The sequence below is a fragment of the Polaribacter aquimarinus genome, assembly GCF_003129485.1.
GTDB classification, from domain to species: Bacteria; Bacteroidota; Bacteroidia; order Flavobacteriales; family Flavobacteriaceae; genus Polaribacter; species Polaribacter aquimarinus.
Genome location: NZ_QFFG01000003.1, coordinates 239,200 through 260,116, shown reverse-complemented (window position 1 = coordinate 260,116; position 20,917 = coordinate 239,200). Strand labels below are relative to the sequence as shown.

The 20,917-nt window shown below is 29.6% G+C and carries 16 protein-coding genes and 3 tRNA genes; 15 read left to right on the top strand and 4 right to left on the bottom strand.

Features of this window, described 5'->3' with window-relative positions; all coding sequences use genetic code 11:
* The 3 genes from DIS07_RS08310 to DIS07_RS08300 all read left to right on the top strand — a co-directional run bounded on the left by DIS07_RS08310 (position 1) and on the right by DIS07_RS08300 (position 3,020).
* Complete coding sequence (locus tag DIS07_RS08310; RefSeq protein ID WP_109404781.1) at positions 1 to 1,092, top strand: LptF/LptG family permease; 1,092 nt, start codon at positions 1 to 3, stop codon at positions 1,090 to 1,092.
* Positions 1,079 to 1,993 (top strand): DMT family transporter, encoded by a 915-nt coding sequence (locus DIS07_RS08305; RefSeq protein ID WP_109404780.1) that lies wholly within the window; start codon positions 1,079 to 1,081, stop codon positions 1,991 to 1,993. The genes DIS07_RS08310 and DIS07_RS08305 overlap by 14 nt, the downstream gene beginning before the upstream one ends.
* A gap of 73 nt (positions 1,994 to 2,066) precedes the next feature.
* Positions 2,067 to 3,020 carry an acetyl-CoA carboxylase carboxyltransferase subunit alpha gene (locus DIS07_RS08300; protein ID WP_109404779.1) on the top strand — a complete coding sequence of 318 codons (954 nt, stop codon included), beginning with the start codon at positions 2,067 to 2,069 and terminating at the stop codon, positions 3,018 to 3,020.
* A 75-nt stretch (positions 3,021 to 3,095) separates the two neighbouring features.
* Here the strand turns inward: DIS07_RS08300 and DIS07_RS08295 are convergent, their stop codons facing one another.
* Positions 3,096 to 4,121, bottom strand: coding sequence for a TlpA family protein disulfide reductase (locus tag DIS07_RS08295; RefSeq protein WP_109404778.1), 1,026 nt, complete (start codon positions 4,119 to 4,121; stop codon positions 3,096 to 3,098).
* Positions 4,122 to 4,298: 177 nt separating this feature from the next.
* On the bottom strand, positions 4,299 to 6,866 hold the full coding sequence (locus DIS07_RS08290; protein ID WP_109404777.1) for an ATP-dependent Clp protease ATP-binding subunit: 2,568 nt from the start codon (positions 6,864 to 6,866) through the stop codon (positions 4,299 to 4,301).
* Positions 6,867 to 7,139: 273 nt separating this feature from the next.
* Between DIS07_RS08290 and gyrA the strand changes: the two genes are divergently transcribed.
* The gene (gyrA, locus tag DIS07_RS08285) at positions 7,140 to 9,644 is read left to right on the top strand and encodes a DNA gyrase subunit A (RefSeq protein WP_109404776.1); all 2,505 of its coding nucleotides are present in this window, start codon (positions 7,140 to 7,142) and stop codon (positions 9,642 to 9,644) included.
* 25 nt (positions 9,645 to 9,669) lie between these two features.
* Positions 9,670 to 10,917: a tetratricopeptide repeat protein gene (locus DIS07_RS08280; protein WP_109405057.1), complete on the top strand. Its 1,248-nt coding sequence runs from the start codon at positions 9,670 to 9,672 to the stop codon at positions 10,915 to 10,917.
* 53 nt (positions 10,918 to 10,970) lie between these two features.
* Here the strand turns inward: DIS07_RS08280 and DIS07_RS08275 are convergent, their stop codons facing one another.
* Positions 10,971 to 11,741, bottom strand: a complete 771-nt coding sequence (locus DIS07_RS08275; protein WP_109404775.1) for a C40 family peptidase — start codon at positions 11,739 to 11,741, stop codon at positions 10,971 to 10,973.
* A 33-nt stretch (positions 11,742 to 11,774) separates the two neighbouring features.
* Positions 11,775 to 12,950 (bottom strand): acetyl-CoA C-acyltransferase, encoded by a 1,176-nt coding sequence (locus tag DIS07_RS08270; protein ID WP_109404774.1) that lies wholly within the window; start codon positions 12,948 to 12,950, stop codon positions 11,775 to 11,777.
* Positions 12,951 to 13,082: 132 nt separating this feature from the next.
* On the opposite strand from DIS07_RS08270, the gene DIS07_RS08265 reads away from it, so the two are divergent.
* The 10 genes from DIS07_RS08265 (at position 13,083) to DIS07_RS08220 (ending at position 20,842) form a co-directional block, all read left to right on the top strand.
* The gene (locus DIS07_RS08265) at positions 13,083 to 15,146 is read left to right on the top strand and encodes an HD family phosphohydrolase (RefSeq protein WP_109404773.1); all 2,064 of its coding nucleotides are present in this window, start codon (positions 13,083 to 13,085) and stop codon (positions 15,144 to 15,146) included.
* Between the two features lie 107 nt (positions 15,147 to 15,253).
* Positions 15,254 to 15,336, top strand: a tRNA-Ser gene (locus DIS07_RS08260).
* Between the two features lie 16 nt (positions 15,337 to 15,352).
* Positions 15,353 to 15,427: transfer RNA gene (locus tag DIS07_RS08255), tRNA-Pro, on the top strand.
* A gap of 30 nt (positions 15,428 to 15,457) precedes the next feature.
* A tRNA-Arg gene (locus DIS07_RS08250) sits at positions 15,458 to 15,531 on the top strand.
* Positions 15,532 to 15,721: 190 nt separating this feature from the next.
* A complete protein-coding gene (locus tag DIS07_RS08245) occupies positions 15,722 to 16,903 on the top strand; it encodes a site-specific integrase (RefSeq protein ID WP_109404772.1) in 1,182 nt (393 codons plus the stop codon).
* Between the two features lie 256 nt (positions 16,904 to 17,159).
* Positions 17,160 to 17,528, top strand: coding sequence for a hypothetical protein (locus DIS07_RS08240; protein WP_109404771.1), 369 nt, complete (start codon positions 17,160 to 17,162; stop codon positions 17,526 to 17,528).
* 80 nt (positions 17,529 to 17,608) lie between these two features.
* Complete coding sequence (locus DIS07_RS08235; protein WP_109404770.1) at positions 17,609 to 18,451, top strand: AAA family ATPase; 843 nt, start codon at positions 17,609 to 17,611, stop codon at positions 18,449 to 18,451.
* Between the two features lie 10 nt (positions 18,452 to 18,461).
* Complete coding sequence (locus tag DIS07_RS08230) at positions 18,462 to 19,436, top strand: DUF3871 family protein (protein WP_109404769.1); 975 nt, start codon at positions 18,462 to 18,464, stop codon at positions 19,434 to 19,436.
* 8 nt (positions 19,437 to 19,444) lie between these two features.
* Entirely contained in the window at positions 19,445 to 19,696 is a 252-nt protein-coding gene (locus DIS07_RS08225; RefSeq protein ID WP_109404768.1) for a hypothetical protein, read from the top strand.
* A 330-nt stretch (positions 19,697 to 20,026) separates the two neighbouring features.
* On the top strand, positions 20,027 to 20,842 hold the full coding sequence (locus DIS07_RS08220; protein ID WP_109404767.1) for a hypothetical protein: 816 nt from the start codon (positions 20,027 to 20,029) through the stop codon (positions 20,840 to 20,842).
* The last annotated feature ends 75 nt before the right edge of the window (positions 20,843 to 20,917 follow it).

Below are 20,917 nucleotides of genomic sequence, written 5' to 3'. Positions count from 1 at the left end.
TTGAAAATTATAGACAAATACATACTAAAACGTTATTTGGTAACTTTTATGTTTACCTTATTAATCTTGATTCCTATTGCAATTGCCATAGATATATCAGAAAAGATTGATAATTTTTTAGAACATCCAAATTTAGGTTTTTCACAAATAGTTGAAGAATATTATGTAAACTTTATAATATATTATACCAATACATTTATGCCTTTAGCATTATTTATTGCTGTAATTTTGTTTACTTCTAAGCTCTCAAATAACACAGAAATTATTGCAATTACAAATGCAAAAGTATCTTTTACTCGTTTTTTGTTTCCTTATTTTGTTGGAGCAACTTTAGTGACTTTAATATCGCTAGGGATGAACCATTTTGTTGTGCCAAATAGTAGTAAAATAAGAAAGAAGTTTGAGAAGAAATACATAAAAAATAAGCGTCAACAAAACGCGTTAAAATATGTTAGCGATTTTAGTTTACAGTTAACAGATAGTACTTATATTTATATAAGAAGTTATAATACTGAAACAAATTCTGGCTATGATTTTACATCAGAAATTTATGATGGAATTAGGTTAAAATCAAAATTATCTTCAGATAATATTAGGTATAATATTATTGATTCTACTTTTACGTTATTAAATTGGAGGAAAAGAATTTTAATAGACAAAAAAGATGAAATTTTTTCTGGAAATAAAATTGACACTGTTTTTAATTTTACGCCTAGAGATTTAGATTATAAGTCTGCTTTGTCGCAAGAAATGGCCTCCAATGAGTTGCTTAAGTTTATTAGAGTGTCTCAGAAAAGAGGAGTTAAGAATTTAAATGCTTATTGGGTAGAATTACATAAACGAACAAGTTTACCATTTGCATCTTATATTTTAACAATTATTGCAGTTGCTCTTGCTTTTAGAAAAAAAAGAGGAGGAACAGGGGTTAATTTAGCCATTGGTGTTGGAGTGATGTTTATATATGTTTTTCTAATGAAAATTTCTGAAGTTCTAGGAGCTGTAGCAGGGGTTAATTCTTTTTTATATGTGTGGACACCAAATGTTATTTTTGGTTGTTTGGCCATTTATCTTTATTTAAATGCTAGAAAATAGGATAAAGAACTACCTATTACTTCATCTCATTGTTTTTATTTGGGGGTTTACTGCTATTTTAGGAGCTTTAATTTCTATTAGTGCTATATCTTTAGTATGGTATAGAATGTCTTTAGCTACAGTTTTTATATTGATTTATTTTCTTTTTAAAAAGAAATCACTCAAAGTTGATAAAAAAGGTGTATTCAAATTTATTTTTACAGGTACAATTATAGCATTGCATTGGATTTTCTTTTTTAAAGCGATTAAAGTTTCTAACGTTTCTGTTGCTTTGGTTACGATGAGTACTGGAGCTTTTTTTGTGTCAATAATAGAACCTATTTTTTTTAAAAGAAGAATAAGACCTTTAGAAATGGTACTTGGATTGATTGTTATTCTTGGTCTTTATATTATTTTTAGTTTTGAAAATCAATATAAAATGGGGATTATTTATGCAATAATATCATCTTCATTAAGTGCTTTATTTTCTGTTTTAAACGGATTATTTATCAAGAAGTATCAAGCAAATACTATTTCGCTATATCAACTGTTTTTTGGGGCAGTTTTTGTAACCGTTTATTTATTTTTTACAAACGGATTTTCATCTTCATTGTTTATATTACCTAACATAGAATGGTTCTATTTATTAGTTTTAAGTAGTATATGTACAGCTTATGCTTTTATTATTTCTGTAAAAGTGATGAAATACCTTTCTCCATATACAGTAATGTTAACCGTTAACTTAGAACCTATTTATGCAATTGTTTTGGCATTATTTATTTTTGGTGATAAAGAAAAAATGAATCCAGAGTTTTATTTGGGTGCTTTCATTGTTTTATTTGTAGTTTTATTAAATGGAATTATAAAAAACAGAGTAGCTATAAAGAACAAAATAATCAATAAGAACGTTAGAAAAAAGTAATCAATTTTTGTGAAACCATTCATTTTTATAGTATGTTTGTCTTTACAAACAAGTAAAATCAAATAACTAGATTATGGAATATTTAGATTTTGAAATGCCTATCAAAGAACTTCTTGATCAATTAGATAAATGTCAAATTATTGGGCAAGAAAGTGATGTAGACGTAAGTGCTACTTGCAAAAAGATTGAAAAAAAATTAGACAAGGCAAGAAAAGATATTTATAAAAATTTAACACCTTGGCAAAGAGTTCAATTATCTAGACATCCCAATAGACCTTATACTTTAGATTATATTAAAGCGATATGTGGAGACACTTTTATGGAACTCCACGGAGATAGAAGTGTAAGAGATGATAAAGCGATGATTGGCGGTTTAGGTAAAATTGGAGACCAATCTTTTATGTTTATTGGTCAACAAAAAGGATACAATACTAAAACACGTCAGTTAAGAAACTTTGGGATGGCAAATCCAGAAGGATATAGAAAAGCACTTCGTTTAATGAAAATGGCTGAAAAATTTAGAATTCCTGTAGTTACCTTATTAGATACTCCAGGTGCTTATCCTGGTTTAGAGGCGGAAGAACGTGGACAAGGAGAAGCTATTGCTAGAAATATTTTCGAAATGACTCGTCTTAAAACACCAATTATAACTATTGTTATAGGTGAAGGAGCTTCTGGAGGAGCATTAGGAATTGGAGTTGGAGATAAAGTATATATGATGGAAAATACCTGGTATACAGTTATTTCTCCAGAATCTTGTTCTTCAATTTTATGGAGAAGTTGGGAGTTTAAAGAGCAAGCAGCAGAAGCTTTAAAATTAACAGGAAACGACATGAAGAAGTTAAAATTAATTGATGGTATTATTCAAGAACCAATTGGAGGAGCACATTCTGATAGAGAAGGGGCATTTAAAGCAGTTCAAGAACAAATTATTGTTGCTTTTGATGAATTAAAAGATTTAAATGATATAGATTTAGTTTCTAAACGAATGGCTAAGTATGCTGAAATGGGAGTTTATAAAGAATAAACTATAATCTTACTAAAATATAAAAGGGAAATCTAAATATTAGATTTCCCTTTTTTTATGGATGCTTTCTCTTATTTATATTTTTAAGGAATTTAATAATGTTTTTAACCTTGGGTCTGAAGGTCTAGGTGCATTGGCATCGATAATATTTCCTTGTGGGTCAATTAAGATAAATCTTGGAATTCCAGAGATTTGATATTCTTTCTGGAAACTAATATCTTTTCCAGACCATAATTGAACTCCATTTAAGCTTTTCTTCTTTACAAAATCTCTCCATTTTTTTTCAGCAGCTTCCCATGAACCACCACTTCTTCGAGATTCGTCTGTAGAAATACTTACAAACTCGATATTCTTTTTATGATATTCTTTTTCCAATTCTTTTAAATAAGGTATTTGCTGTATGCAAGGTCCACACCAAGTTGCCCAAATATCAATATAAACATATCTTCCTTTAAAAGAATCTAAAGATTTTTTACCTCCTTTATAATCGATATAGTCATAAAATTTAGGAGAAGGTTTTCCTCTTCCCATTTTTTGATTTCTAGCATAGTTTTGTTTAAAATAATTAAACATTTGACTATTTTGATTTTTAGCCAAAACAATTAAAGAACTGTCTAAATCATTATAAGAATTTAAAATACTATCAAACTTTTTTTTAATTGAAGCTATTTTTTTATTAAAATTAGTTTCGTCTAAGTTAAAAATTTCAGCAGGATTTCCTAAGGCTATATTTTCATTGATTTGAGCAATGATAAACTTACTATTTGAAGCACCAATACCAGAATATTCAAAACTTTTCATAAACTCATCAGCATTCCCTGTAATAGTAATATCGAATCCGTTTTTTAAATATAAAGGCGCTCTTTTTGAGTTGCTCGTTTGAAAAGTGTAAATATCTGCTTTATCAATTTTTAAAGTGTCTTTAAAAGAACCATCTTTTTGAATTTCAATAGTTTTCAAAATGCCCATTCTACTTATAATATGAATGATAGAATCTTTGTTGTTTTCTAATTTCCCAGTAAGTTTTACGTAATCTTTAGGTGTATTTATACAAGAAGCTATAATTAATAAAGTTATAATAGCGAATACTAATTTTTTCATTTGTTGTTTTCTATTTTTCTGCAAATATAGTTGATATAGAATATAAAATTTGTTAAAAAAAAATGATTATGAGAGTGTAATATTTATATTTAAGAAATTGTTTTTAAGTAAAAAGGTTATAGTCAATTTTTATATTTATAAAATCAAAAATCCCAAACTTTCGTTCGGGATTTTTTTTTAGTCATTAGTCTCGGTTTCTGTTCGAGTTTCTTCTTTCCTTTCTCCTTTTTTAATTTTAATAGTGAGTTTATTTTCTTTCTCATCTAAATCCATCTTAATAGTATCTCCTTCAGAGAGTTTTGAATTTACAATTTCTTCTGCTAAAGCATCTTCGATGTATTTTTGTATCGCTCTTTTAAGAGGTCTTGCGCCATATTTTTTATCAAAGCCTTTATCTGCTATATAATCTTTAGCTTTCTCACTTAAATTTAACGTATAGCCTAAATCTGATATTCTATTTAGTAATTTGTCTAATTCGATATCTATGATAGAATGAATATCTTCTCTTTCTAGTGCGTTAAATACAATAACATCATCAATTCTATTTAAAAATTCTGGTGCAAAAGATTTCTTTAAAGCGCCCTCAATTACAGATTTTGCATGTGCATCTGCTTGCTCTTTTTTAGATGAAGTACCAAAGCCAACACCACCACCAAAGTCTTTCAATTGACGTGCTCCTATGTTAGAAGTCATAATAATAATTGTATTTCTAAAATCGATTTTACGACCTAAACTATCTGTAATATGACCATCATCTAAAATCTGTAATAACATATTAAACACATCTGGATGCGCTTTTTCAATCTCATCTAATAAGATTACAGAATACGGTTTTCTACGAACTTTTTCTGTCAATTGTCCACCTTCTTCATAACCAACATAACCAGGAGGGGCTCCAATTAAACGAGAAATGGCAAATTTTTCCATGTATTCGCTCATATCAATTCTAATTAAGGAATCTTCAGAGTCAAATAATTCACGAGCTAAAACTTTAGCCAATTGCGTTTTACCCACACCAGTTTGTCCTAAGAAAATAAATGAACCAATAGGTTTGTTAGGGTCTTTTAAACCTACTCTATTTCTTTGAATCGCTTTTACCACTTTAGTGACTGCTTCGTCTTGTCCGATTACTTTACCTTTAATCATACTTGGCAATTCTTGTAATCTATGACTTTCTGCTTCGGCAACTCTATTTACAGGAATTCCTGTCATCATAGAAACTACTTCTGCAACATTATCCTCAGTAACAATTTCTCTATTTAGTTTAGAATCTTCTTCCCATTGATTTTGAGCAGAATTTAAAGCGGCTTCCATATTTTTTTCGTCATCACGCAGTTTGGCAGCTTCTTCATACTTTTGTCCGTTAACTGCTTTTGTTTTGCGATCTCTGATGATTTCTAATTGCGATTCTAATTCTAAAACTTGTTTAGGAACAACAATATTTGTGATGTGAATTCGAGAACCAGCTTCATCTAAAGCATCAATCGCTTTGTCTGGTAAATATCTGTCTGTCATATATCTGTTGGTTAATTTTACGCAAGCTTCTATAGCATCATCTGTAAAATCAACATTATGATGTTCTTCGTATTTAGGTTTAATGTTGTGTAATATCTGAATGGTTTCTTCAACAGTTGTTGGATCTACAATTACCTTCTGAAAACGACGCTCTAAAGCACCATCTTTTTCGATATTTGTTCTAAATTCATCTAAAGTAGTTGCACCAATACATTGTATTTCACCTCTAGCTAAAGCGGGTTTTAACATGTTAGATGCGTCTAAAGAACCTGTAGCTCCACCAGCTCCAACAATAGTGTGAATTTCATCAATAAAAAGAATAATATCATCGTTCTTTTCTAATTCATTCATAAGAGCTTTCATGCGTTCTTCAAATTGTCCACGGTATTTTGTACCAGCAACCAAACTGGCTAAATCTAAAGAAACAATACGTTTGTCAAATAAAATTCTAGATACTTTTCTATCAACAATACGTAAAGCTAAACCTTCTGCAATTGCAGATTTACCAACACCAGGTTCACCAATTAACATTGGATTATTCTTTTTTCTACGGCTCAAAATTTGAGAAACACGTTCAATTTCTTTTTGACGACCTACCACGGGGTCTAAGCGCCCTTTTTCTGCTAAATCTGTTAAATCTCTTCCAAAGTTATCTAAAACGGGAGTTTTCGATTTTTTAGACGTTTTCCCTTTTTGAGGTTGGTCAAAAGGATTTGTTTTTTCTGATGCAAACTCATCATCAGAAGGAGTTTCTGCAATAGGATTAATAGGCAATTCAGTATCTGTATCTACGTGTAATTGTTTGTACAAAGCTTTTGCCTCATCATAGTTTACATGATACTTGTGAATCAACTTTGTAGTTGGGTCATTTTCATTACGTAAAACACACAGTAATAAATGTGCAGTATCAATAGCATCACTTTGATACAACTTTGCTTCTAGAAAAGTTGTTTTTAATGCTTTTTCAGCTTGTCTTGTTAATCGCAAACTTGGTTTATCTGTACTTACCGTAAACGTTGGATTCGCAGGATTTAATTGCTCTAATTTTTTGCGTAATAAAGTTAAGTCAACATCAAATGCTGTTAATATCTCTATTGCTTTTCCTTCCCCTTTTCTTATTAAACCTAGTAAAAGATGTTCTGTTCCAATAAATTCGTGCCCTAAACGTAGCGCTTCTTCTTTACTGAAGGTAATAACATCTCTTACTTTTGGTGAAAAATTATCGTCCATATTTCTTACTATCTATATTGATGTGATGTAAATTTAGTCCTTTTTTTTTTGTAGATAATTACAAAAAAGATGCCAATAGAAAAATACTGACAGTTTGACTACTTTACTAAGATATAAAATTGTTGAAAATCAACCATATAAAAAGCTGTTAAAAATTATTAAAAAATGTTGATAACTCTAACAAATTCGAGAGTCGAAAACCTTTGTAAAAACGAGCAGAAATAGTATCTTGCCTTGTTTTAAAAAAATGACTAAATTTTAACTAAGTAATATATGGCAGACGGAGAAAAGTTAATTCCGATTAACATTGAAGAGCAGATGAAATCTGCATACATCGATTACTCGATGTCAGTGATAGTTTCGAGAGCATTACCAGATGTAAGAGATGGTTTAAAACCAGTACATAGAAGAGTATTGTTTGGAATGCATGAATTAGGAATTAAAGCCACTGGAGCTTATAAAAAATCAGCAAGAATTGTTGGTGAAGTTTTAGGTAAGTATCATCCTCATGGAGATACTTCTGTTTATGATTCTATGGTACGTATGGCTCAAGATTGGAGTGTACGTTACATGATGGTAGATGGGCAAGGAAATTTTGGTTCTGTAGATGGAGATTCTCCAGCAGCAATGCGTTATACAGAGGTGAGAATGCAAAAAATATCAGAAGAGATGTTATCTGATATTGAAAAAGATACTGTAGACCATACTTTAAATTTTGATGACACATTACAAGAACCTTCTGTTTTACCGACTCGTATCCCTAATTTATTAGTTAATGGAGCTTCTGGAATCGCAGTTGGAATGGCAACTAATATGGCTCCTCATAACTTAACAGAAGTGATTAACGGTACTGTTGCTTATATTGATAATAGAGACATCGAAATTGATGAGTTGATGCAGCATGTTAAAGCACCTGATTTTCCTACAGGAGGAATAATTTATGGTTATGATGGTGTAAGAGATGCTTTTCATACGGGGCGTGGACGCATTGTAATGCGTGCTAAAGCCAATATCGAAGAGGTAAAGGGAAGAGAATGTATTATTGTCACAGAAATCCCTTATCAAGTCAATAAAGCAGATATGATTAAAAAAACTGCTGATTTGGTAAACGAAAAAAAGTTAGAAGGAATTGCAAATATTCGAGACGAATCTGATAGAAATGGAATGCGTATCGTTTATGTTTTAAAACGTGATGCTATTCCAAATATTGTTTTAAATAAATTGTTCAAATACACACAATTACAAACTTCTTTTAGTGTAAATAATATCGCTTTAGTTAAAGGAAGACCAGAGCAATTAAATTTAAAACAGTTAATTCATCACTTTGTAGACCATAGACACGAGGTTGTTGTTCGAAGAACAGAATTTGAATTAAAGAAAGCAGAAGCTAGAGCACACATATTAGAAGGATTAATAATTGCTTCAGACAATATAGATGAAGTTATTGCTTTAATTCGTTCCTCTAAAAATGCTGATGAAGCGCGTGAAAAATTAATAGAACGTTTTGAATTGACTGAAATTCAAGCAAAAGCGATAGTAGAAATGCGTTTGCGTCAGTTAACTGGTTTAGAGCAAGACAAATTGCGCGCTGAATATGAGGAAATTATGTTAACGATTGCTGATTTAAAAGATATTTTGGCTAACGAACCAAGACGTTATCAAATTATCAAAGATGAGTTGTTGCATATCAAAGAAAAGTACGGAGATGAAAGAAGATCTACCATAGAATATGCTGGAGGAGATATGCGTATCGAAGACATGATACCTAACTCGAAAGTTGTTGTTACGATTTCTAATGCTGGATATTTAAAGCGTACAAACCTTGATGAATATAAAGTTCAAAATAGAGGAGGTAGAGGTCAAAAAGGAGCAACTACTAGAAACGAAGATTTCTTAGAGCATTTATTTGTAGGTACTAATCATCAATATATGTTGTTCTTTACACAAAAAGGAAAAGTATTTTGGATGCGTGTATATGAAATTCCTGAAGGAGGTAAAAACACAAAGGGTAGAGCTATGCAAAACTTAATCAATATCGAACAAGATGATAAAGTAAAAGCATTTTTAGTTACCCAAGATTTAAAAGATGAAGCTTATATTAATAGTCATTATGTAATTATGGCTACTAAAAAAGGCCAAGTTAAAAAGACTTCTTTAGAGCAATACTCTCGTCCAAGAACAAATGGTATAAACGCTATCACAATTAAAGAAGGTGATGAATTATTAGAAGCAAAACTTACAACTGGAGATAGCCAAGTAATGTTGGCATTAGCATCAGGTAAATCTATTCGATTCGAAGAAGCAAAAACTCGTCCAATGGGTAGAACAGCTTCTGGAGTTAGAGGAATTACTTTACAGCACGAAAATGATGAAGTTGTAGGTATGGTTGCTGTAAATGACATGGAAAGTAATATTTTAGTAGTTTCTGAAAAAGGATATGGTAAACGCTCGAGTTTAGAAGATTATAGAATTACCAATAGAGGAGGTAAAGGTGTAAAAACTTTAAATATTTCTGAAAAAACAGGTAATTTGGTAGCTATTAAAAATGTTGATGATTCTAACGATTTAATGATTATCAATAAATCTGGAATTGTAATAAGAATGGCTGTAGAAGACTTACGAGTTATGGGGCGTGCAACACAAGGTGTTCGATTAATAAACATTAAAGAAGATGATAGTATTGCAGCAGTTGCTAAAGTAGTTCACGAAGAAGAGTCTGATGATGATTCAGAAAATGGCACGGAAATTGAAAATAGTTCAAACGAAAATCAAGAATAACAATAAATTATTAATAACAAATAAAATGAGAAAACAGATATTAGCGCTAACATTAGGGTTGCTATCAATTGCAACTTTTGCGCAGAAGAATGAATTAAAAGCTGCTGAAAAGGCTATAAAAAAGGGCCAATTAAAAGAAGCTAAGGCTATTATTGGGACTTTAGAAAAAAATGAAGAAGCAATAGAAGATAAGTATAAAACGAAATATTATTTTTTAAAGGGATCTTCTTATGGTAAATCGAATGTAAATAAAGCTTCAACTGCTTATAAGAAACTATTTGAATTAGAAAAAGCTTCTGGAAAATCTAAGTATACTAAATTAGCAAAACCTAAACTTGAAAAATTAATTCAGTTTGTATCTTCAGAGGCTGTGAAACAATACAATGCAAAAGATTATAAAAAAGCAAAAAAGAATTTTTATCTAACTTATAAGTTAAGCCCTAAAGATACTACTCAGTTATTTAATGCTGCTCTTAGTGCATCATTAGATAAAGATTATGATACATCTTTAAAACATTTTAAGAAGTTAAGAGAAATAAATTATAAAGGTATTGTTACTAAATATTTTGCTGTAAATAAAATTTCAGGAAAAGTTGAAGAGTTTCCGAATAAGAACTTAAGAGATGTTGCTATCAAAACAACAACTCATAAAACTCCTACTCAAAAATCTTCTGAATCTAAGCAAGCTTCTATCATAAAAAATATTGGTTATGTTTATGTTAATCAAGGTAAACCAGAATTAGCTGTTAAAGCTTTACAAGAGGCAAGAAAATCAAACCCTAAAGATATTAACTTGATTTTAAATGAAGCACAAATGTATATTAAATTGGAAAGAATGGATAAGTTTGGAGAACTTATGGAAGAAGCCATTAAGTTAGACCCTACTAACCCTTCATTATTTTTTAATTTAGGTGTAATTAATCAAAATCAAGATAGAATAGAAAAAGCTAAAGAATACTATAAAAAAGCCATTGAGTTAAAACCTGATTATAAAGATGCCCTTTTAAATTTGGCGGTAGCAATTTTATCTAAAGAACAAGCAATTGTAGATGAAATGAATAAGAATTTATCTAACGCTAAGAAATACAATGAATTACAAGAGAAACAAAAAGAATTATTTAAAGAAGCTCTTCCATATATTGAAAAAGCAGATGGTTTATCTAGAAGTATAGAAACAGTGAGAACTTTATTAAACATCTATGATACCTTAGAAATGACTGATAAGGCAGATAAATTAAGACCGGTTTATAAAGAAATGAGAAGCAAGCAATAATAAACTTCTTTAAAAGATTATAAAAAAACCAAGATTTAAAAATCTTGGTTTTTTTATATGACTTTTCTAATAACTCTTAGTTTATGTGTGTGTTTTTGTAAGTCGGTATTAAAAATACCACTATGATCTAAAGTATCTATTCTTACTTTTTCATATACATGTATTATGTGATAGTTGTCAAGAATAATTCCTACATGTATAATTTCTCCTTCATCATTATCAAAAAAAGCCAAATCACCTGGTTCACTCTCTTCAATAAAACTTAAAACTTCACCTTGGGTCGCTTGCTCTTTAGCATTTCTTAACAATTTATATCCACAGAGCTTATAGACCATTTGAGTAAATCCAGAGCAATCGATTCCAAAAGGAGATTTTCCTCCCCATAAAAAGGGTGAGTTTAGATAAATAAAAGCTACTTTTAAGATGTCGTTTTTTTGTTTTTTCTCTGATAAAACAGCTCCTTCATAGAAGTAAAACTGATTTTCTATTTCTAACTTTTTATTATTAAACCTAGGTAAAGTACAGCCTAAAGGGATTGTAGTTAACTCATTACTCTTGTTGGTTATAAAATCAACAATTTCAGCAGTATAAGATTGTTTTTCTGTAATTAATTTTGAAAAGAATTCTTTTGTGATTTTAAGATATTGTTTGTTATCAATGTAACCTTCATAACTATCAAAAGTCAATCGAATTTTACTCCATTGGTTATCTTCATCAATAATCTCAAAAGTTTCTCCAAACAAAACCTGATTCACCATTTCTGATGTTTCATCTGGTTCAACTCTCATTGAAACAATACTTAAATTACAAATTCCGTAGTGCATTTATTATCAATAATTTTCAAGAAGAAAGGTTAATTATAGTTTTTCGATAACTATAGCACTTGCTCCACCACCACCATTACAAATTGCTGCAGCACCAATTTTGGCGTTTCTCTGTTTTAAAATAGATGTTAATGCAATAACAATTCTAGCTCCCGAAACACCTAAAGGATGTCCTAATGAAACCGCTCCACCATTAACATTCACCCTATCATTTGAAATATTTAAAATTTTCATATTTGCTAAACCAACAATAGAAAAAGCTTCATTTAGCTCAAAATAATCAACTTTGTCAATAGAAATATTAGCTTTTTCTAGAGCTTTAGGTAACGCTTTTGCAGGAGCTGTTGTAAACCATTTTGGTTCGTGAGCAGCATCTGCATAACTTTTTATTTTTGCTAAAGGAGATAAATTTAATTGTTTTGCTTTGTCAGAAGACATTAAAACTAATGCTGCACCACCATCATTTATTGTAGATGCATTGGCAGCTGTAACTGTTCCGTCTTTCGTAAATGCCGCACGTAATGCAGAAATTTTTTCCATTTTTACATTCTTATACTCTTCATCTTCAGAAAAGATTATTGGTTCTCCACGTCTTTGAGGAATTGAAACAGGTATAATTTCATCATCAAATTTACCTTCACTCCAAGCTTTTGCAGAACGATTATAAGATTGGATAGCAAATTGATCTTGTTCTTCTCTTGAAAAATTATATTCTTTAGCACAAGCATCAGCACAAACTCCCATAGCAACGTTATCATAAGCGTCAACTAAACCATCTTTTTGCATGCCATCTTCCATTATTATTGGTCCAAATTTTGATCCTTTTCTTGAATGCTGATAATGAGGTATAGCACTCATATTTTCCATCCCCCCAGCTACAACTATATCAGCATCACCTGAAGAAATGGTTTGTGCTGCTAACATAATAGATTTCATTCCAGAGGCACAAACTTTATTTATGGTAGTGCATGGAACAGTATCAGGAATTCCTGCATGAATAGCAGCTTGTCTTGCCGGTGCTTGTCCCAAACCAGCAGAAACCACATTTCCCATAAATACTTCTTGAACCAGTTCTGGAGATAAATTTATTTTATCTAAAGCTCCTTTTATTGCAAATGCACCTAATTTGGGCGCGGGTATAGAAGATAAACTACCTAAAAAACTACCAATTGGAGTCCTAGCAACGGATACAATAACTACGTCTTTCATAAATATAAGGTGTGTTTTTTACATTATTCTTAATGCTAAATTAACCAATTTTAATCAATTGGTAATTTATTATTGATAATGAATTTTTGACCTTAATTTTTTTATGGTAAGTTTGTAAAACAATAAACTACTATGGGCAATTTTGTAAATAAATTATATCAAAATAATACAATAATCTATAAGGTAATCTTATTTTTAATTACTACAGTTGCAATTGTTTATTTATTTCCAAAAGGAGGTCAGTTCAAATACGATTTTAGCAATGGACAACTTTGGAAGTATGATAATTTAAGAGCACCTTTTGATTTTGCAATTCAAAAATCTGAGGAAGAAATTATTGTAGAAAAAAAGAAAATTGAAGTAAATGCTAAGCAATACTTTATTTATGACACTAAAGTAGTTTCTGATGTTAAAGCAGATTTTATTAGGCGAATATCATCATTATCAATTTCTGACTCTTTATCTATTGATAAAATTCATTCATTAAAAAATATTGGAAATAAAGTAATATCTAGTGTATATGAAGTAGGGTTTTTAGAAGTTGTTAGTCAGGATAGAGTACTTAATAAAGATGAAATTGTAGCGGTAAAAAAAGGAAATGAAGTAGAAGATGTGCCTTTTAAAAAACTTTTGTATTCGAGAGAAGTTTTAAATTTAATTAAGAACAATTTGGGAAATGATCCATATTCTTATGATAAAAAAATATTATTAAATATACTCTCTGAAATTATAAAACCTAATATTTCATATGATGAAAAATTTACTGAAAAGGTAATAGAAAACGAAATAAAAAATATTTCTTATACAAAAGGAAAAGTTTCTAAAGACGAGTTAATTATTCTAAAGGGAGAGATTGTAGAAGGGAAAAAACTAGCTATTTTAAGCTCTTTAAAAAGCGAATCTGAGTCTAAAGTTTGGACAGAGTCTAATTATAATTGGATTATTTTCGGGTATACAATTTTAGTATCCCTAGCCTTACTTATGTTACTTTTATTTCTCAGAAAATATAGAGTTGAAATTTTTGACAATAATAATAAAGTTACTTTTATTTTTTTCAATGTTTTTTCAATGATATTAATACAAACTTTGGTTATAAAGTACAATTCAGAATATCTATATATTGTTCCATTAAGTATATTACCAATTGTTTTAAAGGCTTTTTTTGATGCAAGATTAGGGTTATTTACTCATGTATTAACCGTTTTACTTTTAGGTTATATTGTACCTGATAGTTTTGAATTTATTTATTTGCATATTATCGCGGGTATTGTAACAATTCTTACCGTTTCTGAATTATATAAAAGAGCAAATTTATTCATTTCGGTTGCACAGATTACATTAATATATATGTTAACTTATTTTGCATTTTCAATTATAAAAGAAGGGAATGCATCTCAGATAAACTGGACGTATTTTATGTTGTTTGCAGCTAATGGTTTATTGTCTTTTCTGTCATTGATTATAATTTACATGTACGAAAAAATATTTGGATTAGTATCTGATGTTACTTTATTAGAATTATCTAATACAAATACTAAATTATTAAGAGAATTAAACGAAAAGGCACCAGGTACTTTCCAACACTCTATGCAAGTGGCAAATTTAGCTGAAGCAGCTGCTAATGAAATTGGAGCAAATTCAATGTTAGTTAGAACAGGTGCATTATATCACGATATAGGAAAAATGATAAACCCTCAATACTTTGTTGAAAATCAATCTACAGGTGTAAACCCTCATAACGATTTATCTCCTAGAGATAGTTCTAAGATTATAATTGATCATGTGATTAAAGGAGTAGAGTTAGCTAAGAAAAATAAATTGCCAGATAGAATTATAGACTTTATCAGAACACATCATGGAACAAGTTCTACTTATTATTTTTATAGAAAAGAACAAGAATTAAATCCAGATGCAGAAGTAGATATTAAAAAGTTTACTTATCATGGGCCGATACCATTTTCAAAAGAAACAGCTATTTTAATGATGTGTGATACTGCAGAAGCAGCTTCAAAAAGTTTAAAAAAACCAACTGCACAATCTATAAGTGATTTAATTGATAAGATAATAGATAAACAAATGATTGATAATCAGTTTTTAAATTCTGACATAACTTTTAGAGAAATTGAAGTTATTAAGAAAGTAATCAAGAAAAAATTGATGAACATTTATCATTTGAGAGTAGAATATCCTGAGTAAAAAAAATATGTGTAAAAAAGTTGAAAAACATCTTGCTAAATTGTTTTTCTAACCTTACATTTGCACTCGCAATTTTTGTTTCAAACTTAAGTTTTGAAATCGAAATAGGAGAGGTGGCAGAGTGGTAATGCAGCAGATTGCTAATCTGTCGACCTTTTTGGTCGCCAGGGTTCGAGTCCCTGTCTCTCCGCTAAGAAAATTGCACTCGGGGTGTAGCGTAGCCCGGTCATCGCGCCTCGTTTGGGACGAGGAGGTCGCAGGTTCGAATCCTGCCACCCCGACAAAGTTGGTCGTAACAACTTAAAAATTACGGGCTCTTAGCTCAGCTGGATAGAGCACCTCCCTTCTAAGGAGGCGGTCGAAGGTTCGAATCCTTCAGGGCTCACAGAAAGCTTCACAGAAATGTGAGGCTTTTTTGTTTTCTATAGGTTTTATAGGGGTTTACAGCTTCTTTTTATTCTTTTCTAAACTATTATATTAATCAAATTATTAATCAATGTATGCCTTTTAAGGTATACTTCTGGGTACACCATTTTTACTTCGGGTACACCATAATTTAAAAACTAAAAAATACTATGAATGACTATAAATTATCAATTTTATTTTTGTTACAAAGAAACAGAATTAATAAGAAAGGAAAATGCCCAATAAGGTGTAGAATTACTTATTTTAAAACAAGGAAAATATTCTCCACTGGTATATTTATCAATCCAGACAATTGGAATAGCAGTACACAAAAAGCTATCCCACCAAACTCTGAAAACACCATTTTAAACAATAAACTAAGCCTTATTCATCAACAGATAGATAAGGCTTTTTTAATGCTCCAAATCTTACCAAATGATTTTGATGTAGATGATATTTATAGGAAATATAAAGGAGAAGATTCTAAAGAAGAAATCACCATTCTAGGTGCCTATGATTTACACAACCAAAAGACGAAAAAATTGATTGGTATTGACATCAATAAACTCTCTTGGAGCAGGTATGTGGAGAGCAGGAGGAAAGTGGCGCTTTTTATTGCAAAGTTCTATAATAGAAAGGATGTAAAGCTAAAGGATTTGGATTTAAAGTTTATTCAAGATTTGGAGTATTTCTTTAAAACAGAATTAAATTTAAGGCAAGCTACTGTATATAGAAGTATTCAAAGGGTAAAAAAGATTATTCAATTTGCTATTTCTGAGAATTACTTAAAAACTGATCCTTTCCATCTTTTTAAGAACAAAAAATATAAATCTGAGATTGTATATTTAACTCAGCAAGAACTGTTGGGTATAGAAGAAAAAGAGTTTTATCATAAAAGGTTAGAGAAAATTAGAGATATGTTTGTATTCTGCTGCTATACAGGTCTAGCCTATAATGAAATGTCAACTTTGACAACTAATAATATAGAAATAGGATTTGATGGTAAAGAATGGATTCAGATGATAAGAAAGAAAACAGGAAGAAAAATATCTGTTCCTTTGCTCCCAAAAGCAAAAGCAATTTTAGTCAAGTATAATGGTGAATTACCAGTTATTAGTAATCAAAAATTTAATTCATATTTAAGAGAAATAATTAATGTAGTTGGAATTGATAAAAAGATTACTCATCATACAGCAAGAAAAACATTTGCCACTACAGTTTTATTAAGTAATGGTATTTCGATGGAAGTAGTCTCGGAGATTTTGGGGCATTCTAATATAACAGTTACTCAAGCACATTATGGGGCTATCGTAAAAAAGAAAATCAGTGATGAGTTGAAAGATTTTTTTTAATTTTTTTTAATTTTTTTTTTCAAAGTCAAGTGCAATATAATAGGAATAAGTACCCCCACCTCTAAATTTATTGGGGTGACTGGGGTAGCTCAATTATAGTTGGGTAAAGAATCAGGAAAATAAGTCTGGTTAATATTGTATCAATTGTCTATTAGGGTTGTAAGTTCTCGCTTCGCTCGAAGAATTTAACTTTAATCACCTTCTTTAAATTTTGGAAGACTGGAAAAACCAATCTCTATAATTTAAACATCTTATTATGACACATTACAAGCAAATAATTAACAAGCAAAATGGAGAAACAGAATTTATTTTTAATGCAACTCTAAAGAAAATTGGTGAAAAAGTTCTTACTAACTCCAATGAAAAAGAGTATATAATTGTGACAATAGGTTTTGAATTACCTAATGGAGAATCAGTTGAAAGAACAGCTACTTGCTATAAAAACAATTATGAATATGGAATTGAAGAAGGTCTAGTTTACCTATGTAACTTAAGATTTGATGAGTTAGAGAATCCTCATATTACTATGTCTCATTTAGTAAACGGAACTAGAGCATCTAAAGAAGATTTTACAGGTATTTTTAACCTAAAACATCATTTAATCAAAGATGAATTGGTGGAGTAGTTAGGCAGTATTAACAAAACAATAAAGCTCATAAATAATATTATGAGCTTTTTTTATGTCACAAATTAAACAATATTAAAATGGAAATAAGAAAATCAAATAGAAAAAAAACAAAGATTAAACTTGCAATACAAGGCAGTGCAGGTTCAGGGAAAACATATTCAAGTTTATTACTAGCTAAAGGATTAGTTAATGGGCAGTTTTCTAAGGTAGCAGTTATTGATACAGAGAATAACTCTGCAGATTTATATGCACATTTAGGAGATTATAATGTTGTGCCATTAGAAGCTCCTTATTCTCCAGAGAAATATATAAAAGCTATTGAATTATGTGAAAAGTCTGGAATGGAAGTAATTATTATTGATAGTACTTCTCATTGTTGGGACTATTTATTGGATGTACATAGTAATATGCCAGGCAATTCATTTGCTAATTGGGCAAAAATTACTCCAAGACAAAATGCTTTTATCAATAAGATACTAAGTTCAGGTGCTAATATTATTTCTACAATGAGAGTAAAACAAGACTATGTAATCAGTCAAAAAAATGGAAAGATGATTCCTGAAAAAGTTGGATTAAAAGCAATCCAGAGAAATGATGTCGATTACGAATATACTATAGTATTTGATATTGATATAGCACACAATTGTAGAGCAAGCAAAGATAGAACTGGAGTATTTGTTTGTAAGCCAGAATTCAAAATAAATGAAGAAACTGGTACAATGATAAAAGAGTGGTGCAGTCAAGAATCGGGGAATAGAATGGAAGAAAATATAGAAGTTGAAATAGAAGAATGTACAAGCCTTGAAGCTTTGAGACATGTCTATTCCAAGTATCCAGAATTACAAAACAAGATTTTACCTTCTATAATGCTAAAGAAAAGTGAATTAGAGAATCTAGGTCAATCAATTAATAATACTTAAAAATAAACAAATGGAATTAATAGCATTAAATAATAATCAATTTATATCAGAAGATGAAATAGTAAATAATAACAGCAATTTCATTGAAGCTAACACAAAGTGTGTTACACTGAATCATATAAAAAAAGAGTGCATAGTACCAGTCTATAGTGATAATAGTCTATCTATATCACATGCTAACTTTATAGAAGCAACAAAGGATGTAGTGAATTCAGTATTTAGTAATGAACAAATTTCAGCACCTAATATTAGAGTTTCACATATAATAAAAGGAAGGGTTCCATCCGCAATAACTAAAACAGTTAAAGAACTTTTACCGCACGAAAAGACTATTTATTATCAAAGATGTGCATTTATCATTGAAATTCCTTCATTACGAGAGAATGTAAATAATAACCACCTATCACTGACAATAGGAGGAGTTAGGGCACTGAATCAAGAGAACTTATATAGTAAAAGAACTTTAGAAAAGTTTAAAGTATTTATTGGGTATAAAAATAAAGTTTGTACTAACCTATGTATCTCTACTGATGGGCTATTGATAGATTTTAGAGTTGGAAGTATTCAAGAATTAAAGCAGAAGATTTATGAACTTATAAAGTCATTTAATAAAGACAAGTTCTTAGGAGAAATGGAACGAATTAGTAAGTTTCAATTAGAGGAAAATCAGTTTAGTCATCTTATAGGAAAAATGAAGATGTATCAATTTTTAAATAAGGAAGAAAAAGTTGACAAGTTGACTTTATTGATGAATGACAATCAGATTTCAACTACAGTTAAGAATTATTACAACGATCCAAATTTTAGAAGAGATTCAAATGGAAAAATTAATTTGTATCAACTGTATAATTTATTTACTGAAGCAAATAAAAGTTCTTACATAGACTCTAATTTAGAGAGAAATGTTAACGCATTTGAGTTTGTAACAGGATTAGCTAATTCTCTTCAAAACAATACTTACAATTGGTTTCTCACACAGAAATAAATGGTTAGATGGAAATAAACAATATTCTAGAAGAGTTAAAGTATTTCTCAACACATTCCATATATATTGTTAGAGGTCGAAATGAAATAGTTAAGATTTTTATTCCTTTTAGAATTAAAGTAATAAGAGATATTGGAGTTTTAAAGAAAAATGAGGTTGTTTGGGTTCAAGAAATTAAAGTCACAGCCAACTTAGAGACCGTATTTATTGTAGGTGAATCTGCTTATTATCATTATCATTTTGGTCAACTAATTGAGTGAAATAAAGGAGTCTATGTTGTATTTTATAGTGTTATGTATTTAACTAACTTTTGAGACTTTTCCTCCTTGTAAATATAAAAGAAATACTGAAAAAGTGAAGCTAGCTGGGTAAAGAAGCAGGGAAATTAGTTTTTCCTCTTCTAAGCCCAAACTACAATTTTTGTATACTTTTTTGCCAAGTATATAGATTAGGTATTATTATTAATAGCTAAAACAATGTTATTGACATTTTCTAATAACTAATAACTAATAACTAATACCTGCACTACCTGCATTATATGCACTTACTTTTTTATATTTGAGAATTACGGCAAATTAACTTTTTTAAGAATGAGTGAACTATATTATGAACCATATTATAAACCATTGATAAATGATGAATTGTGGGTTGATATGATTTTAAAAATATTTGATAATAAGATTGATTTATCAAAGCCAAAATATTTTTTCAAACATCAATTTAATGTTCGTAAATCTGAATATTCTGAAGATTATTTTTATGAAAAATGTCTTGACTATCTAAATCTAATAAAGCAAGCGTATACAGAAATATCCAACAATAAATATCAACTTTCTGAAAATCCTTCAGATATAGAAAAGCAAGTTTTTAATTGCGATTTTATTTTTCGTTACAATCATTATGATGAAATAGCTATTTTTCGTGAAAATAAAGTTCCAATATTTCACTTAAGAAGTTTTGATAAAGTAATTTGTGGTTTAAAAGGATTAATTACAAATAAAAAGACTAAAAGTAATACCCTTAAAAAACGAACTAAAAAATCTTCTTTCAGGTATAAAAACATAGTAAAAGATCCTATCAAAGTTAAGTTATTTTATAAGGAGTTAAAAAGAATGGGATTTATTCATTCAAATACTCAATTAAAAGATTTTGTAAAAGTATTTAGTGGTGAAGAAATAGTTGAGCCAATAATTTGGAATGGTAATAAATCTGAATTGTATTACCTTATTAAAGCTCTTCATGATAAATTTTGTTTAGTTGACGATTTGAAACATAATAAATGGAAAGTTACCGTAGATTGTTTTTTAGGAAATAATGGTGTAAAATTCGATAGAACCAATTTAAGGTCTCAAAAAGTTCCTGAAACATCTGGGAAAATCGATTTAGCCTTAAAAGTGCTTATTTAGAACTCTACGTTTTTCTATTTTTTTATATTATTTTTTTTCATATTGTAAAGACTATTTAAGAGTGCACTATTAGAT

Coding starts and splice junctions, on each gene's coding strand:
- DIS07_RS08305 (WP_109404780.1), top strand. CDS start 1,079: ATGCTAGAAAATAGGATAAAGAACTACCTATTACTTCATCTCATTGTT.
- DIS07_RS08300 (WP_109404779.1), top strand. CDS start 2,067: ATGGAATATTTAGATTTTGAAATGCCTATCAAAGAACTTCTTGATCAA.
- DIS07_RS08295 (WP_109404778.1), bottom strand. CDS start 4,121: ATGAAAAAATTAGTATTCGCTATTATAACTTTATTAATTATAGCTTCT.
- DIS07_RS08290 (WP_109404777.1), bottom strand. CDS start 6,866: ATGGACGATAATTTTTCACCAAAAGTAAGAGATGTTATTACCTTCAGT.
- gyrA (WP_109404776.1), top strand. CDS start 7,140: ATGGCAGACGGAGAAAAGTTAATTCCGATTAACATTGAAGAGCAGATG.
- DIS07_RS08280 (WP_109405057.1), top strand. CDS start 9,670: ATGAGAAAACAGATATTAGCGCTAACATTAGGGTTGCTATCAATTGCA.
- DIS07_RS08275 (WP_109404775.1), bottom strand. CDS start 11,741: ATGCACTACGGAATTTGTAATTTAAGTATTGTTTCAATGAGAGTTGAA.
- DIS07_RS08270 (WP_109404774.1), bottom strand. CDS start 12,950: ATGAAAGACGTAGTTATTGTATCCGTTGCTAGGACTCCAATTGGTAGT.
- DIS07_RS08265 (WP_109404773.1), top strand. CDS start 13,083: ATGGGCAATTTTGTAAATAAATTATATCAAAATAATACAATAATCTAT.
- DIS07_RS08245 (WP_109404772.1), top strand. CDS start 15,722: ATGAATGACTATAAATTATCAATTTTATTTTTGTTACAAAGAAACAGA.
- DIS07_RS08240 (WP_109404771.1), top strand. CDS start 17,160: ATGACACATTACAAGCAAATAATTAACAAGCAAAATGGAGAAACAGAA.
- DIS07_RS08235 (WP_109404770.1), top strand. CDS start 17,609: ATGGAAATAAGAAAATCAAATAGAAAAAAAACAAAGATTAAACTTGCA.
- DIS07_RS08230 (WP_109404769.1), top strand. CDS start 18,462: ATGGAATTAATAGCATTAAATAATAATCAATTTATATCAGAAGATGAA.
- DIS07_RS08225 (WP_109404768.1), top strand. CDS start 19,445: ATGGAAATAAACAATATTCTAGAAGAGTTAAAGTATTTCTCAACACAT.
- DIS07_RS08220 (WP_109404767.1), top strand. CDS start 20,027: ATGAGTGAACTATATTATGAACCATATTATAAACCATTGATAAATGAT.